Raw genomic sequence first — 16059 nt, 5'->3', positions numbered from 1 at the left:
CTGCTGGATCCGGACGGCCGTGCGATCGGCTTCGTCCCGATGAACCTGTGGGCATAAGTGGGAACCCGCGGGCGTAAGAATGGTTGTGCAAGCCACTTACGAGGAGACCCTCATGACGCTGTACGACATCCCGCTCCACACCCTGACCGGCGAGCCGACCACCCTGGGCGCCTACCGGGGCCAGGCCGTCCTGCTGGTGAACGTTGCCTCCAAGTGCGGGCTGACCCCGCAGTACGCCGGCCTGGAGCGGCTCCAGAAGACCTACGGGGACCGGGGGTTCACCGTGCTCGGCGTGCCGTGCAACCAGTTCGCCGGCCAGGAGCCCGGGAGCTCGGAGGAGATCCAGGCGTTCTGCTCGGCCACGTACGGGGTGAGTTTCCCGCTGTTGGAGAAGACGGACGTCAACGGCGCGGGCCGGCATCCGCTTTACGCGGAACTGACCCAGCTCGCGGACGCGGACGGCGAAGCCGGTGACGTCAAGTGGAACTTCGAGAAGTTCCTGCTCTCCCCGGCGGGCGAGCCGGTCGCCCGGCTCCGTCCCGCCACCGAGCCGGAGTCCCCGGAGCTCGTCGCCGCGATCGAGGCCCAGCTCCCCGTCTGAGCGGAAGCTGTCGGGTGGCCCGCGACCGGACCGTCGCCGGTCGCCCGACGGCGCTCAGGCGTGGCTGAGCAGGAGCGAGCCCTTGGGGTAGGTGGCCCCGCCGTTCACATTGGCCACCTGAATGCTCACGGGCGTGCCTTCCTTGATGTTGCCCCTCTTCCACGGGCTGCAGTAGGGGGAGTTGTGACCGCGCGTGGACACGGTCCGGTCCCAGGTCCCGTCACGGCCGATGTCGAGCTTGACCTCTATGCTCCAGCCGTCCGCGGTCGTGTCGCAGGCGCGGATCGAGTCGCCGGGGATGCCGCTGTAGGGGTCGGGGTTCCATGCGCCGTATCCGCCGAAGGCCGCCTCGATCGTCGTCGGCGCGGCGGACGCCGTGCCCTGCGCGGCGATGACGAGCCCGAACGCGGCGGTGGCAGCGGCCAGGACCCGCCCCGCGGTGAACCTCTGCATGGATTGTTCCCCTCCATCGACCGGGCACGATCTTCACGGGGAATCTACAGGGGAATGGCAGGTGCACACCATCTGCCCATGGCGACGCAACGGCCCCCGCTCCCGCCGGTGCGGCAGGAGCGGGGGCCGGGGACGTGCGGGCCGGGCCCGGCTGTCAGCGGATGGGCATCCCGGACAGCGTGCGGGCGATCACCAGGCGCTGGATCTCGCTCGTGCCCTCGAAAATCGTGTAGATCGCGGCGTCCCGGTGCATCCGCTCCACCGGGTACTCACGGGTGAAGCCGTTGCCGCCGAGGATCTGGATGGCCTGCGCGGTGACGTCCTTGGCGGTCTCGCTCGCGTACAGCTTGGACATGGACCCCTCGGCGGACTCGAACGGCTTGCCGGCGGCCGCCATCCAGGACGCGCGCCAGACCAGCAGCCGGGCCGCGTCGATCCGGGTGCGCATGTCGGCGAGCTGGAAGGCGATGCCCTGGTTGTCGATGATCGGGCGGCCGAACTGGGTCCGGGTCTTCGCGTAGTCGAGCGCGACCTCGTACGCGGCACGGGCGGTGCCGACCGCCATCGCGCCGACGGCCGGGCGGGACGCCTCGAACGTGGCCATCGCGGCGTTCTTCACCCGCTCGCCACCGCCGGAGGCGGCGCGCTCGTGGGCCCGCGCGAGGCGCTGGTCGAGCTTCTCCTTGCCGCCGAGCAGGCAGTGCCCCGGTACGCGTACGTCCTCCAGGACGACCTCGGCGGTGTGCGAGGCCCGGATGCCGTGCTTCTTGAACTTCTGGCCCTGGGAGAGCCCGGGGGTGTCCGGCGGCACGATGAAGGAGGCGTGCCCCTTCGAACCGACCTCCGCGTCAACGACCGCGACCACGACGTGGACGTTGGCGATGCCGCCGTTGGTCGCCCAGGTCTTGGTGCCGTTGAGCACCCACTCGTCCTTGGCCTGGTCGTACACCGCGCGGGTGCGCATCGAGGCGACGTCGGAGCCGGCGTCGGGCTCGGAGGAGCAGAAGGCGGCGACCTTCACATCGTTGGCGTCGCCGTACATCTGCGGGATCCAGGTGCCGATCTGCTCCTCGGTGCCGTTGGCGAGGACGCCGACGGCCGCCAGACCCGTGCCGACGATCGACAGGGCGATGCCCGCGTCGCCCCAGAACAGCTCCTCCATCGCCACCGGGATGCCGAGCCCGGTCGGGTCGAAGAACTGCTGGGCGTAGAAGTCCAGGGAGTAGATGCCGACCTTGGCCGCCTCCTGAATGACGGGCCAGGGCGTTTCCTCACGCTCGTCCCACTCCGAAGCGGCCGGACGGATCACATCCGCGGCGAAGCCGTGAAGCCAGTCACGGACCTGCTTCTGGTCGTCGTTGAGCTCGAGCGTGAACTCGGCCATTTTCCCCTCCACGTACTGCCGTGAAAAACCATTCGTTACTTGCGGTAACAACAGTCTGTTACCGGCAAGTAGCCTCTGTCAACCGGTCAGCCGCAGATCCGCGCACCGCTGGACAGGGTGTTACGTTGCGCAGGCAGGACGGACACGCACGGCCAGGGGTGGGAGAAACAGCATGGAGACCACACGACAGGCCGAGCGGCAGCGGACCGCGGCCGAGCGCCGCCGCCGTGAGCTGCTCGAGGCCGCCGACCGCGTGGTGCTCAGGGACGGCCCGGGGGCCTCGATGAACGCCATCGCGGCGGAGGCCGGGATCACCAAGCCCATTCTCTACCGGCACTTCGGCGACAAGGGCGGCCTCTACCGCGCCCTGGCCAAGCGGCACACCGACGCGCTGCTCAGCGCACTGCGGGCGGCGCTCGACGCCCCCGCCGACCGCCGCGCCCGGGTCGAGGCGACACTCGACACCTACCTCGCCGCGATCGAGGCCCGTCCGCAGGTCTACCGGTTCCTGATGCATCCGTCCGACGACGCGGTGCCCTCGCCCGAGCAGGGCTTCGACGTGGGACGCCACTCGGCCCCGCTGCTGCGCCGCCTCGGCGAGGAGCTCGCCACGGTCATCGCCGAGCGGGTGGACCTCGGGCCGGACAGCCAGGTCATGGCCCGGATCTGGGGCCACGGCATCGTCGGCATGATGCACGCGGCGGGCGACTGGTGGCTGGGTGAACGACCCTGCACACGAGCCCAGTTGGTGAGCAGCCTGGCCGATCTGCTGTGGGGCCGGCTGTCCGCGGTGGACGACCGCCCCGGTGGCCCCGGGTTCTGAGCCCCCGGATGCCGCCGCCCGGTCAGCCGGTACGCCCCCAGGGCGCCCGGCGGGCCGCGCGCAGGGCGCGTGTCCGGCGCAGCCCGGTCAGCCGGTCGGTGTAGACGGTGCCGTCGAGGTGGTCGCACTCGTGCTGGAGGCAGCGGGCGAAGAAGCCGGTGCCGCTGACCCGGACCGGCTCTCCCCCGACCGTGACCCCCTCGACGACCGCGTGGTCGAAGCGGGGCGTGCCGGCCTCGATGCCCGGCAGCGAGAGACAGCCCTCCGGGCCCCGTACGGTGATGCCGTCGGCCTCGACGAGCGTCGGGTTCACGAGGTGCCCCAGGTGCCGGACGTCCTCGTCGTCGGGACAGTCGTAGACGAACACCCGCAGCGGCACGCCGACCTGATTGGCCGCCAGCCCGACACCCTGCGCCGCGTACATCGTGGCGTACATGTCCTCGACCAGCCGGGCGAGCGAGGGCCCGAAGTCCGTGACCGGTTCGCAGACGCCGTGCAGCACGGGGTCACCGAGCAGGCTCATGGCCCGGACGCGTCCGGAACTGCCGGGGATCGGGCGGTTTCGCATGGCGGTCATCGTACGGTCCGCGGGAACGTCGAACACACGGCCGCCGCCCGCGGGACGGCTGCACGAGGTGGGACCGCCGGCACCCGCGGCCGCGGTCGGCGTGACCTCGGTCACGCCGACCGCGGTGCAGAGCTGCCGCCCCACGCGCTTCCCCGCCCCGCGGGCGACGGACGAGCCCCACGGGCACCCCGGCGCGAACGCCGCGCCGTGGGGAGCGGGGCGGGCAGTGAGACATAATGAGGAGTCAGATCCTCCCGGCTCCGTCCGGCATCACACCGGACCGGACACGGCCGGGGTTCCGCCCGCGAAGAACCACGCCCCTCTTGAGCTGCGTGACCGCGGCATTTTCGGCATGGTGTTACTTCACCCACCCCACATTCCACTGGAACTCCACGTCCCGAGCGGTGCCGCCGTGCCTCCGCCGCGCCGGACATCGATAGGCTGGGCGCGGACCGATGCAAGGAGGATCTAGGACGATGGCAGGCAACACGGAGCCGTTGTCGCCGCGGGCCAAGCTGGCCGTGACGGCGGGCAAGGCCGCTGCGGCGGTGTCGCGGGCAGCCGGGCGGGGCAGCGGATCGGTGATCGGCGGCCGGGTGGCGCTCAAGCTCGACCCCGACCTGCTCGGGCGGCTGGCACAGCACCTGGACGTGATCCTGGTGTCGGCGACGAACGGCAAGACGACCACGACCCGGCTGATCGCCGAGGCACTGCGGGCCGCGGGCCCGGTCGTGTCGAACGCGCTCGGCGCCAACATGCCCGCGGGCATCACCTCGGCCCTGGCCGGCGGCTCGGACGCGCAGTACGGCGTGATCGAGGTGGACGAGAAGTACCTCGCCGGGGTCGCCCGCGACACGACGCCCAAGGTGATCGCGCTGCTCAACCTCTCCCGCGACCAGCTGGACCGGGCCGCGGAGACCCGGATGCTCGCCGAGAAGTGGCGCGAGGGGCTGTCCGGCTCGAAGGCCGTGATCATCGCCAACGCCGACGACCCGCTGATCGTCTGGGCCGCGTCCTCCTCCCCCAACGTGGTGTGGGTCGCGGCCGGACAGGCGTGGAAGGACGACGCCTGGTCCTGCCCGTCCTGCGGCGGTGTGATGCAGCGCCCCGGCGACGACTGGTTCTGCGGCGAGTGCGGTTTCCGCCGCCCGCCCCCCAGCTGGGTACTGCACGGTGACTACGTGCTGGACCCGCACGGTTCGGCCTGGCCGATCCACCTCCAGCTGCCCGGCCGCGCCAACAAGGCCAACGCCACCAGTTCGGCCGCCGTGGCAGCCGTCTTCGGAGTGCCGCCCCAGGTCGCCCTGGAGCGGATGTACCACGTGCAGGCCGTCGCCGGCCGCTACGACGTGGTCACCTTCCTCAACCGTGAGCTGCGGCTCCTGCTGGCGAAGAACCCGGCGGGATGGCTGGAGACCTTCTCGCTGATCGACCCGCCGCCGACCCCGGTGATCCTCTCCGTCAACGCCCGCGGCGCCGACGGCACGGACACCTCCTGGCTCTGGGACGTCGACTACACCCAGCTCGCGGGCCATCCGATCTTCGTGCTGGGCGACCGCAAGCTGGACCTCGCGGTCCGGCTCGAAGTGGCCGGTCTCGACTTCCGGGTCTGCGAGAACCTCGACGAGGCCGTGCAGCAGGCACCTCCCGGCCGTATCGAGGTCATCGCCAACTACACCGCCTTCCAGGAACTGCGCCGTCGTGTCGGCAACTGACCCCGGCCCCGGCCCCCTCCGGAGAGGACGAAGCATGAGCAACAACAGCCTGCGGCTGGTGTGGGTCTACCCGGACCTGCTGAGCACCTACGGCGACCAGGGCAACGCGCTCGTGGTGGAGCGCCGGGCCCGTCAGCGCGGTCTCGACGTGTCGCGCGTCGACGTGCGCAGCGACCAGCCGGTTCCCACGTCGGGCGACATCTATCTGATCGGCGGCGGTGAGGACCGTCCACAGCGGCTCGCCGCGGAGCGGCTGCGCCGCGACGGCGGCCTGAGCCGGGCCGCGTCCAACGGTGCGATCATCTTCTCGGTCTGCGCCGGCTACCAGATCCTCGGCCACGAGTTCGTCAACGACCTGGGCGAGCGCGAGCAGGGCCTCGGACTGCTCGACGTGGTCTCCACCCGCGGCGAGGGCGACCGCTGCGTCGGCGATGTGCTCGGGGACATCGACCCCCACCTCGGGCTGCCGCCGCTGACCGGTTTCGAGAACCACCAGGGCGTCACCCATCTCGGCCCGACGGCACGCCCGTTCGCCCGGGTGCAGTTCGGCCGGGGCAACGGCACCGGGGACGGCACTGAGGGCGCGTACAACGACACCGTCTTCGGTACGTACATGCACGGGCCCGTGATGGCGCGCAACCCGCTCATCGCCGACCTGCTGCTGAAGCTGGCGCTCGATGTGAACGCGCTGCCGCCGACCGACGACCGCTGGTACGAGGCGCTGCGCGCCGAGCGGATCGCGTCGGCGACACAGCCCGTCTGATGAGGCGAAATTCGCTCAGCTGAGCGGAGTCCAGCAGGCGGACGCCCGGTTCGGTCCCGCCACCCTGCGCCGGTAGGGTGGCGGGATTCCAGCCGGACGACGTGGTCCGGCCGTCGGTCCACGTTGCAAAGGTTTCCCGGGCAATGCGAATTGGTGTGCTCACCTCCGGCGGCGACTGCCCCGGCCTCAATGCGGTCATCCGTTCCGTCGTCCACCGTGCCGTGGTCGACCACGGTGATGAGGTCATCGGCTTCCACGACGGGTGGCGGGGCCTCCTGGAGTGCGACTACCGCAAGCTCGACCTCGACGCGGTCGGCGGCATCCTCGCCCGCGGCGGCACGATCCTCGGCTCCTCCCGGGTCCAGCCCGCGCACCTGCGCGGTGGCGTGGAGCAGGCCAGGGGCCACGTGGCCGACCTCGGTCTCGACGCGATCATCCCGATCGGCGGCGAGGGCACCCTCAAGGCGGCCAGCCTGCTGTCCGAGGCGGGGCTGCCGATCGTCGGCGTACCGAAGACCATCGACAACGACATCGCCTCCACCGACGTGACCTTCGGCTTCGACACTGCCGTGGGCGTGGCCACCGAGGCCCTCGACCGGCTGAAGACCACCGCCGAGTCCCACCAGCGGGTCATGATCGTCGAGGTCATGGGCCGTCACACCGGCTGGATCGCCCTGCACTCGGGCATGGCGGCCGGCGCGCACGCCATCGTCGTCCCCGAGCGGCCCTTCGACATCGGCGAGCTGGCCGAGCTGGTCGGCCGGCGCTTCTCGGCCGGCAAGAAGTTCGCGATCGTCGTGGTCGCCGAGGGTGCGAAGCCGCGCGCGGGCTCCATGGACTTCGAGTCGGGCGTCAAGGACGTCTACGGTCACGAGCGCTTCGCGGGCGTGGCCACCCAGCTCTCCATCGAGCTGGAGCAGCGCCTCGGCAAGGAGGCCCGCCCGGTGATCCTCGGCCATGTGCAGCGCGGCGGGACGCCGACCGCGTACGACCGGGTCCTGGCGACCCGCTTCGGCTGGCACGCGGTGGAGGCGGCGCACCGCGGCGAGTTCGGCATGATGACGGCGCTGCGCGGCACGGACATCACCATGGTCCCGCTCGCGGACGCGGTGGAGACCCTGAAGACGGTCCCGGCCGAGCGGTACGCCGAGGCCGAGTGTGTGCTCTGAGCGACACCACCACCTGAGGACTGCCCCCGGCCGCAACCGCGGCCGGGGGCAGTTCTACTCTGGTCGGGACAACCGGCACGAAACGGGGACGTCCCGGCGTCCCCATCAGGAGTGAACAGATGGATCACAGCGGGCACGGCATGAACATGGATCTGCCGCCGTTCACGCTGGGACGCGGGCTCCAGTTCTCCGCGGACCCGATCTTCCTGATCGGCTGCGTGCTCGCCGTGGTCCTTTACGGGTACGCGGTGCTGCGGCTGCGCAGGCGCGGGGACGGATGGCCGGTCAACCGGATCGTCTTCTTCGTCATCGGCGTGCTGAGCATCGCCCTGGTGATGTGCACCAAGCTCAACGACTACGGCATGGTCATGTTCAGCGTGCACATGGTGCAGCACATGGTGATCAGCATGCTGTCACCGATCCTGCTGCTGCTGGGCGCACCCGTGACGCTCGCGCTGCGTGCGCTGCCGGTCGCCGCGCGTGGCCGGAAGGGGCCGCGCGAGCTGCTGCTGATGCTGCTGCACAGCCGGTACATGAAGGTCATCACGCATCCGGTGTTCACGATCCCGCTCTTCATCGCCAGCCTGTACGGCCTGTATTTCACCCCGCTCTTCGACTATCTGATGGGCTCGACGGCCGGGCACGTCGCGATGATGCTGCACTTCCTCGCGGTCGGCCTGGTCTTCTTCTGGCCGATCATGGGCATCGATCCGGGGCCGCACCGCCCGGGTTATCTGCTGCGGATGCTGGAGCTGTTCGCCGGGATGCCGTTCCACGCGTTCTTCGGCATCGCGCTCATGATGGCCTCCCAGCCCATGGTCGAGGTCTACAAGAACCCGTCGGCCTCCCTCGGCATCGACGCCCTGTCCGACCAGAACGCGGCGGGCGGGATCGCCTGGGCGTTCAGCGAGATCCCGTCGGTGCTGGTGCTGCTCGCCCTGGTTTTCCAGTGGTACCGCTCGGATCAGCGGATCGCGAAGCGCTCGGACCGTGCCGCGGACCGCGACGGGGACCAGGAGCTTCACGCGTACAACGCCTATCTCGCCTCGTTGCAGGCGCGCGGACAGTAGCGGTGGACATGCCTTCGGGGTGACGATGGCAGTCACGGCCGCGCGGCCGGCGAGGAGCGTGCGCGCATGTCCGGATCCACGAAGACCATGGGAGTGCTCACCGTAGGGGCGCTGGTGACGGTCACCGGCTACACGGTGGCGCTGGGAAGCAACGGCTGGCTCTGGTTCGGCTGGGTGGTGCTGGGACTGATAACGATCGCGATGGTGGCCACCCGCGAGACGTGAGACGGGTGAGCGCCCCGGCTCCGGCCGGCCCGGCCCAGGTCCGGCCGGGCTTCGCCCTGGGGGCTCAGAAGCGGAACACCGGGCCGGTGGCCGCGTCCAGCACGCACGCGTTGGGGAACGTGTGCTTCCAGTCGACGGCGTCGCCCCGCCGGTCACCCCGGGCGGTGACGGTCACCGGGGCGTACTCGTAGGTGCACGGATGCGGGTCACCGGCGAGGGCGTCGAAGTCACCGTCCGCCTCGTCGAGGGCCGCGCAGGCGCCGGCCGCGTCGGGGTGCCGGTCGTCGGGGCCGGGCGGGCAGTGCAGGACCAGCCCGCGGATCCAGGTGTTCTCGCTGCCGGAGACGGTCAGGAGGATTCCCCGGTCCGGGGCCGGGACGGGGGCTGCCACAGCGGGCACGGCCGCGCCGAGGGGCAGCAGGGCGGCGGTTGCGAGGACGGCGCGCACGCGCATGGCGGGGCTCCTGGGACGAGCATCAGGGAGTGTCCGCGGCTTGCGGACCCGGCCAGATCATCCCGGTGTCCGCTGCCGTGACAAGCCGCCGCGCCGCGCGCACCGCCTCCCGGTGGCCGGGTGGGTCCGGGCGGAGTACGGATGACCGGGCTCCGCCTGCCCGCACCGCGCACGATCGCCCGTACACGTTGTGTAGGCGTTCGCATGGGCCTTCGTGTACGCCTTCGTGTACGGGGAACGGCACGTTCGGAGGTGCCTCGCGGCCCTCTTCTCCCTCGTGCGCCGAGCAGCCGCCTGTCACTCTCCGTCGCAGCGTGTACGCACGCGGCCGATGCGTGCGAGGCCTCGGCCACCCGGACACAAGCACTCCCCTCGCCGTGCGTCGCTCCTCCGTCGCCGTGCGTCGCCACGTCTCCTGGCAGGCGCTTCTCCCCCGTCTACCGCTCACCTCACAGCAAAGCCCTCCCCCGGCCCGCAGGCCTACCGCGACCGACGCGCCCCAGTCCCGACGCGCCCCCTCGGTCACCGAACGCATCCGTCCAAGGCTTCACCGCTCGCGCTCCACCGCAGGCGCCGCACGGCCGCCCGGACGCGAATGCGAACGACCGCCGCCGGGTGCGGCAGCCCCGTCCGAGAACCGTCAACCAGGCACCGCACAGGGCCCGTTCGACGCTTGGCCAAGTTAACGCGACCTTAAGACAGTTGTGATTTAAGTCTTGACAGGTGCCTATCACCACGCCACTTTGGGAGCGCTCCCACAATCAAGACTTGCACACTCCACTCCCCTCCCTTCTCCCCCAATGCCGGGTGACGAGACGGGCGGTTCGGGGCGCGCCGCGCTCCCCGTTCCGTTCCGTTCCGCGCTGCCCGGCAGAGGAAGGCGTTTGTCATGAGCTTGGTGAAGCGATGCAGGCACGGCCGCACCGGAGGGCTCCCGACCCTCCTGGTCGGCGCCCTGGCCCTCGCCACCACCCTGGTGGGTGGGCCGGCGACCGCGGCCCAACAGGGCACTTTGCATGAACTCGCCGCCGCCCAGGGCAAGTACTTCGGCTCCGCCACCGACAATCCCGAACTGCCCGATGCCGCGTACGCGGCCACCCTGGGCTCCGAGTTCGGGCAGATCACCCCGGGCAACTCCATGAAGTGGGACACCACCGAACCGGCTCAGGGCCGGTTCGACTTCGCCAAGGGCGACGTGGTCACCGACTTCGCGCGGCAGCACGGCCAGACCGTGCGCGGCCACACCCTCGTCTGGCACAGCCAGCTGCCCGGCTGGGTCGGCGCGCTGCCGTCGGCGCAGGTGGAGGCGGCGATGACCAACCACATCACCGAGCAGGTCACGCACTACCGCGGTGCGGTCGCCGCCTGGGACGTGGTGAACGAACCGTTCAACGAGGACGGCACCTTCCGCACGAGTCCCTTCCACACCGCCATGGGCAGCGACTACATCGCCCGCGCCCTGCGCGCCGCGCACGCCGCGGACCCGGAGGCCCGGCTCTACCTCAACGACTACAACATCGAGGGGCTCGGTGCGAAGAGCGACGCGATGTACGCCCTGGCGAGCGAGCTGATCGACGAGGGCGTACCGCTGGACGGCGTCGGGATGCAGGCGCATCTGGCCGTTCAGTACGGCTTCCCGTACGAGATGCGGGAGAACATGCGGAGGTTCGCCGACCTCGGTCTCGATGTCGCCGTCACCGAGCTCGACGTGCGGATGCAACTGCCCGCCGACGCGGCCAAGACGGCCACCCAGTCCTCCTACTACCAGCAGGTCGTCGAGGCCTGCCTGGCGGTCGAGCGCTGCGTGGGCATCACCGTGTGGGACTACACGGACAAGTACTCCTGGGTCCCGAGCACGTTCCCCGGCGAGGGTGCGGCGAACCTCTACGACGAGAACCTCGCGCCGAAGCCGGCCTACGACGCGGTACGGACCGCACTGGGCGGCGGGGACGACGGCGGCGGGGAGGGTGGCGACCCGGGCGTGCTGAAGGTGCTCTACCGCGACAGCGACGGCTCGGGGACCGACAACCAGATCAAGCCGGGCCTCCAACTCGTGAACACCGGTGGTACGGCGGTCAGCCTCGCGTCGGTGACGGTCCGGTACTGGTTCACGGGTGACAACGGGGCTTCCGCGTACAACAGTTGGTGCGACTGGTCCCCGATCGACTGCTCCACCGTGACCCACCGGGTCGTCGCCGCGGCCACCCCGGTGGCAGGCGCCGATCACTACCTCGAAGTGGGTTTCACCGGCGGCACTCTGGCGCCGGGCGCCTCCACGGGCGAGATCCAGCTGCGCCTGAACAAGGCGGACTGGTCGGACTTCGACGAGTCGGACGACTACAGCCACGACAACGCCACCTCGTACGCGGACGCCGCGAAGATCACCGCTTACGTCGGGGGCGAGCTCGCCTGGGGCATCGAGCCCTGACCGCCGGCGCACACCGCGTCCGCCTCCCCGCTCCCCCGTCCCCGCTTCACGTTCCTCCGCTCCACCCCCTCCCCCACGACACCCGCCATTGGAGGATTTGTGTCGATATCACGTAGAACATTCAGCAGCGCCCTGGGCGGCAGCCTGCTCGCCATGGGCCTGGCACAGGGAACCGCCGTCGCCGGGACCGCCACCCCGCCGGCCGCCGGCGGCGCCCGCGCAGGGGCGGCCGACGACCCGTACACCCAGGCTTTCCTGACCCAGTACGGGAAGATCAAGGCGGCGGCGAACGGCTACTTCAGCCCGGAGGGTCTCCCGTACCACTCGGTCGAGACCCTGATGGTCGAGGCACCGGACCACGGCCACGAGACCACGTCGGAGGCCGTCAGCTTCTGGATGTGGCTGGAGGCGGCGTACGGGCGGGTGACCGGCGACTGGGCCCCGTTCAACGCGGCCTGGGCGGTGGCGGAGCAGACGATCATCCCGCAGCACGCCGACCAGTCGACCAGCGACTCGTACAACCCAGGGGCCCCCGCGACCTACGCACCCGAGCACCCGCTGCCGGACGACTACCCCTCCGCCCTCGACGGCACGGTCCCGGTCGGCACGGATCCGCTCGCCACCGAACTCGCCGCGTCCTACGGGACGATGGACGTATACGGCATGCACTGGCTGATGGACCTGGACAACATCTACGGCTACGGCAACAAGCCGGGCACCGGCGGCGAGTCCGGTCCGGGTGCCGGCGCCTCCTACATCAACACCTACCAGCGCGGTGCGCAGGAGTCGGTGTGGGAGACGGTCCCGCAGCCCACCACCGACCTCTTCAACTACGGCGGCCCCAACGGGTACCTGGATCTCTTCGTCGGTGACGCGAGCTACGCCCAGCAGTGGAAGTACACCAACGCGCCGGACGCCGACGCCCGCGCGGTGCAGGCCGCCTACTGGGCGCTGCGCTGGGCCTCGGACCAGGGCAAGGAGAGCGAGGTCGCCGCCTCGGTGGCGAAGGCCGCCAAGATGGGCGACTACCTGCGCTACGCCATGTTCGACAAGTACTTCAAGCGGATCGGTGACTGCACCGACCCGGGATCCTGCCCCGCCGCATCGGGCCGGGACTCCCAGCACTACCTGCTGTCCTGGTACTACGCCTGGGGCGGCGCCGCCGGGGGCAGCGGCGGCGGCTGGGCATGGCGCATCGGTGACGGCGCCTCCCACCAGGGCTACCAGAACCCGCTCTCCGCCTGGGCGCTGTCCAACGTACCGGCGCTGACCCCCAAGTCGGCGACGGCCAGAGGCGACTGGTCCAAGAGCCTGACCCGGCAGCTGGAGTTCCTGACCTGGCTGCAGTCCAGCGAGGGCGCCTTCGCCGGAGGCTGCACCAACAGCTGGGAGGGCGCGTACGGCGAGCCGCCGGCCGGGACGCCCACGTTCTACGGCATGGCCTACGACTGGCAGCCGGTCTACCACGACCCGCCGAGCAACAACTGGTTCGGATTCCAGGCGTGGGGCATGGAGCGCGTCGCCGCGTACTACTACGTCACCGGCAACGCCTCCGCGCGGGCGGTGCTGGCCAAGTGGGTCGCCTGGGCCTCCGGTGAGACGACGGTGGGCGCCGACGGCACGTTCCGGTTCCCCTCCACCCTGAGCTGGACGGGGCAGCCCGACATCTGGAACGCGGCGTCCCCCGGGGACAACGCCTCTCTGCACGTCTCGGTCGTGGACTACGCCAACGACGTCGGCGTGGGCGCCGCGTACGTGAAGACGCTCACCTACTACGCCGCCAAGTCGGGTGACGAGGACGCCGCGGCGCTGGCCAAGGCGCTGCTGGACGCGATGGCGCTGAACACCACGGACAAGGGCATCTCGGTGCCGGAGACCAGGAAGGACTACAACCGGTTCAACGACGAGGTGTACGTCCCGGCCGGGTGGTCGGGCACGATGCCGAACGGCGACACCGTCGAGCCGGGCGCGACGTTCATCGACATCCGCAGCTGGTACCGGGACGACCCGGACTGGCCGAAGGTGCAGGCCTATCTGGACGGCGGCGCCGCGCCCTCGTTCACCTACCACCGCTTCTGGGCGCAGGCGGCGCTCGCACTGGCCTTCGCGATCTACGCGGAGCTGCTGGTGGAGGGCGGCGGGACCGGCGGGGACACCGAGGCGCCGACGGTGCCGGGCGGGCTCACCGTGACCGCCACGACCAGCAGCAGTGTGTCGCTGTCCTGGTCGGCCGCCACCGACAACGTCGCGGTGACCGGCTACGACGTGTACCGCAACGGGGTACTGGCGGGCAACGCGACCGCGCGGACGTTCACCGACGCGGATCTCGCCCCGGCCACCGAGTACAGCTACGCCGTCGCCGCCCGGGACGCGGGCGGCAACACCTCGGCGCTGTCGGCCGCGGTCACCGCCACCACGGAGTCCGGCGGTTCCTCCGGCACCGGTGCGGTGAAGGTCCAGTACAAGAACACCGACTCCTCCGCCACCGACAACCAGATCCGGATGGGCCTCCAGGTCCTGAACACGGGCAGCGCCCCGGTCGACCTGTCCACGGTGACCGTCCGGTACTGGTTCTCCTCCGACGGCGGCCCGAGCACCTTCGGCACGTACTGCGACTACGCCGCGCTCGGCTCGGCGAACATCACCCACAAGGTGGTCGCCGCGGCCGGCCCGGGGACCGGCGCCGACCGGTATCTGGAGGTCGGCTTCACCGGTGGCGCGGGCACCCTGGCCGGCGGCGCCTCGACGGGCGAGCTCCAGCTGCGCCTCAACAAGAGCGACTGGTCGAACTTCGACGAGAGCGACGACTACAGCCACGCCACCAACACCGTGTACGGCGACGCGTCGAAGGTCGCGGCGTACGTGGGCGGGACACTTGCCTGGGGGATCGAGCCATGAGCGGCCACCACGTCAGAAGCACGTCAGCCGGACGCACCGGCCCCCGATTCCCGGCTCTGACCGGAGCGTTGGCAGCCTTCCTCCTCGCCGCGGCAGCGATGCTCACCGGCGCCTCCCCGGCCTCGGCGGCCCCGGTCACCGACTGCACCCCGTGGGGGACCACCGAACTCCAGGGCGGTGAGTACCTCTACCAGCAGAACGAGTGGAACTCCGAGACCGAGCAGTGCGTCGACGTGGACCCGGACACGGGGGCCTGGAGCGTCACCACGTCCTCGTTCTCGCTGCCGACGAACGGCGCCCCGGCCACGTATCCCTCCAGTTACAAGGGCTGCCACTGGGGCCTGTGCACGGCGGACAGCGGGCTGCCGCTGCGGGTCGACGAGCTGGGCAGCGTACGTACCGACTGGTCGACCACCCAGGTCGGCTCCGGCGCGTACAACGTGTCGATGGACCTCTGGTTCAACTCGGCGCCGGTCACCGACGACCAGCCGGACGGCACCGAGCTGATGATCTGGATGAACCATCGCGGCGGCGTCCAGCCCATCGGGTCCCGCACCGCCACGGTCCAGCTCGACGGCCGGACCTGGGACGTGTGGACCGGGCCGGGCGCCTCGGGCTGGAAGGTGATCTCGTACGTGCTGCAGAACGGGGCCACCGAGCTCACCGACTTCAATGTGAAGGGCCTGATCGACGACGGTGTCGGCCGGGGCTCGATCAGCCCCGCGCACTACCTGATCGACGCGGAGGCCGGGTTCGAGATCTGGCAGGGCGGCCAGGGCCTGGGGATGAACGAGTTCTCCTTCGCCGCGAGCACGGAGCCGGAGAGCGGCGGGACGACCGGCGCGCTCAAGGCTCAGTACAAGAACAACGACGCGTCGCCCGGCGACAACCAGATCAGGCCCGGCCTTCAACTCGTGAACACCGGCACCACGGCGGTCGATCTGAGCGAGGTCTCCCTGCACTACTGGTTCAGCGGTGAGTCCGGTGCGGCCTCGTACGGCACCGCGTGCGACTACGCGGTGATCGGCTGCGGCACCGTCACCCACCGGGTTCGGCCGGCCGAATCCCCCGGACCGGGCGCGGACCACTACCTGGAGGTCGGCTTCACCGGCGGCAGCCTGGCCCCGGGCGCCTCCACCGGTGAGCTCCAGCTGCGGATCAACAAGGCCGACTGGTCGGCCTTCGACGAGTCCGACGACTACAGCAGGACCGCCGACACAGCCTTCGCCGACACCTCGAAGGTCGCCGTGTACGTCGACGGCGCCCTGGTCTCGGGCACCGCACCGTGACCGGCCGCTGAACCCGGCCGGCCGGCCCACCGCACTCCCGATGGCGGGTCGCCCGTCCGCCCCGCTGTACCCGCCATCGGGGTACCACCGACGACCTCACCGACCCACCACGGGCCGCCGTCCCCGCCGACGGCGGACGACGGGGGCGGGCCCCGACCGGGCCCACCCCCGGCAGCACCCCCACGAACCCGTCTGCGGGAGCTTCCGCAGACGTACGAG

The 16059-nt window shown here is 70.8% G+C and carries 14 protein-coding genes; 10 read left to right on the top strand and 4 right to left on the bottom strand.

All coding sequences use genetic code 11. The features are described from left to right. The first annotated feature begins 112 nt into the window (after positions 1–112). Complete coding sequence (locus tag ACZ6S6_RS35860; RefSeq protein WP_362956666.1) at positions 113–601, top strand: glutathione peroxidase; 489 nt, start codon at positions 113–115, stop codon at positions 599–601. 54 nt (positions 602–655) lie between these two features. Here the strand turns inward: ACZ6S6_RS35860 and ACZ6S6_RS35855 are convergent, their stop codons facing one another. Continuing rightward, positions 656–1054, bottom strand: a complete 399-nt coding sequence (locus tag ACZ6S6_RS35855; protein WP_469709202.1) for a hypothetical protein — start codon at positions 1052–1054, stop codon at positions 656–658. A gap of 154 nt (positions 1055–1208) precedes the next feature. After that, positions 1209–2438, bottom strand: a complete 1230-nt coding sequence (locus tag ACZ6S6_RS35850; protein ID WP_362956660.1) for an acyl-CoA dehydrogenase family protein — start codon at positions 2436–2438, stop codon at positions 1209–1211. Between the two features lie 172 nt (positions 2439–2610). Between ACZ6S6_RS35850 and ACZ6S6_RS35845 the strand changes: the two genes are divergently transcribed. Continuing rightward, positions 2611–3261, top strand: a complete 651-nt coding sequence (locus tag ACZ6S6_RS35845; protein ID WP_362956657.1) for a TetR/AcrR family transcriptional regulator — start codon at positions 2611–2613, stop codon at positions 3259–3261. Positions 3262–3283: 22 nt separating this feature from the next. Here the strand turns inward: ACZ6S6_RS35845 and def are convergent, their stop codons facing one another. After that, complete coding sequence (gene def / locus ACZ6S6_RS35840; RefSeq protein ID WP_362956654.1) at positions 3284–3838, bottom strand: peptide deformylase; 555 nt, start codon at positions 3836–3838, stop codon at positions 3284–3286. 467 nt (positions 3839–4305) lie between these two features. On the opposite strand from def, the gene ACZ6S6_RS35835 reads away from it, so the two are divergent. From ACZ6S6_RS35835 to ACZ6S6_RS35815, 5 genes are all read left to right on the top strand, one after another. Continuing rightward, positions 4306–5544: a Mur ligase family protein gene (locus ACZ6S6_RS35835; protein WP_362956652.1), complete on the top strand. Its 1239-nt coding sequence runs from the start codon at positions 4306–4308 to the stop codon at positions 5542–5544. A 34-nt stretch (positions 5545–5578) separates the two neighbouring features. Further along, complete coding sequence (locus ACZ6S6_RS35830; RefSeq protein ID WP_024493336.1) at positions 5579–6307, top strand: type 1 glutamine amidotransferase; 729 nt, start codon at positions 5579–5581, stop codon at positions 6305–6307. Between the two features lie 143 nt (positions 6308–6450). Then, entirely contained in the window at positions 6451–7476 is a 1026-nt protein-coding gene (locus tag ACZ6S6_RS35825; RefSeq protein ID WP_362956649.1) for a 6-phosphofructokinase, read from the top strand. A 119-nt stretch (positions 7477–7595) separates the two neighbouring features. Beyond that, positions 7596–8546 carry a cytochrome c oxidase assembly protein gene (locus ACZ6S6_RS35820; protein WP_469709196.1) on the top strand — a complete coding sequence of 317 codons (951 nt, stop codon included), beginning with the start codon at positions 7596–7598 and terminating at the stop codon, positions 8544–8546. 66 nt (positions 8547–8612) lie between these two features. Then, on the top strand, positions 8613–8771 hold the full coding sequence (locus ACZ6S6_RS35815) for a hypothetical protein (RefSeq protein WP_362956644.1): 159 nt from the start codon (positions 8613–8615) through the stop codon (positions 8769–8771). A gap of 64 nt (positions 8772–8835) precedes the next feature. On the opposite strand, the gene ACZ6S6_RS35810 is transcribed toward ACZ6S6_RS35815, so the two are convergent. Then, a complete protein-coding gene (locus ACZ6S6_RS35810; protein WP_362956641.1) occupies positions 8836–9225 on the bottom strand; it encodes an SSI family serine proteinase inhibitor in 390 nt (129 codons plus the stop codon). 889 nt (positions 9226–10114) lie between these two features. Here ACZ6S6_RS35810 and ACZ6S6_RS35805 point away from each other — a divergent pair. The 3 genes from ACZ6S6_RS35805 (at position 10115) to ACZ6S6_RS35795 (ending at position 15840) form a co-directional block, all read left to right on the top strand. Continuing rightward, on the top strand, positions 10115–11653 hold the full coding sequence (locus ACZ6S6_RS35805) for a glycoside hydrolase family 10 protein (RefSeq protein ID WP_469709193.1): 1539 nt from the start codon (positions 10115–10117) through the stop codon (positions 11651–11653). Positions 11654–11797: 144 nt separating this feature from the next. Beyond that, positions 11798–14551: a glycoside hydrolase family 48 protein gene (locus ACZ6S6_RS35800; RefSeq protein WP_469709270.1), complete on the top strand. Its 2754-nt coding sequence runs from the start codon at positions 11798–11800 to the stop codon at positions 14549–14551. A 68-nt stretch (positions 14552–14619) separates the two neighbouring features. Further along, on the top strand, positions 14620–15840 hold the full coding sequence (locus tag ACZ6S6_RS35795; protein ID WP_469709191.1) for a GH12 family glycosyl hydrolase domain-containing protein: 1221 nt from the start codon (positions 14620–14622) through the stop codon (positions 15838–15840). Positions 15841–16059: the final 219 nt, after the last annotated feature.

This window comes from Streptomyces sp. NPDC048671 (assembly GCF_055587045.1).
The sequence above is the reverse complement of the archived record's forward strand: the minus strand, read 5'-3'. Positions and strand labels throughout refer to the sequence as shown.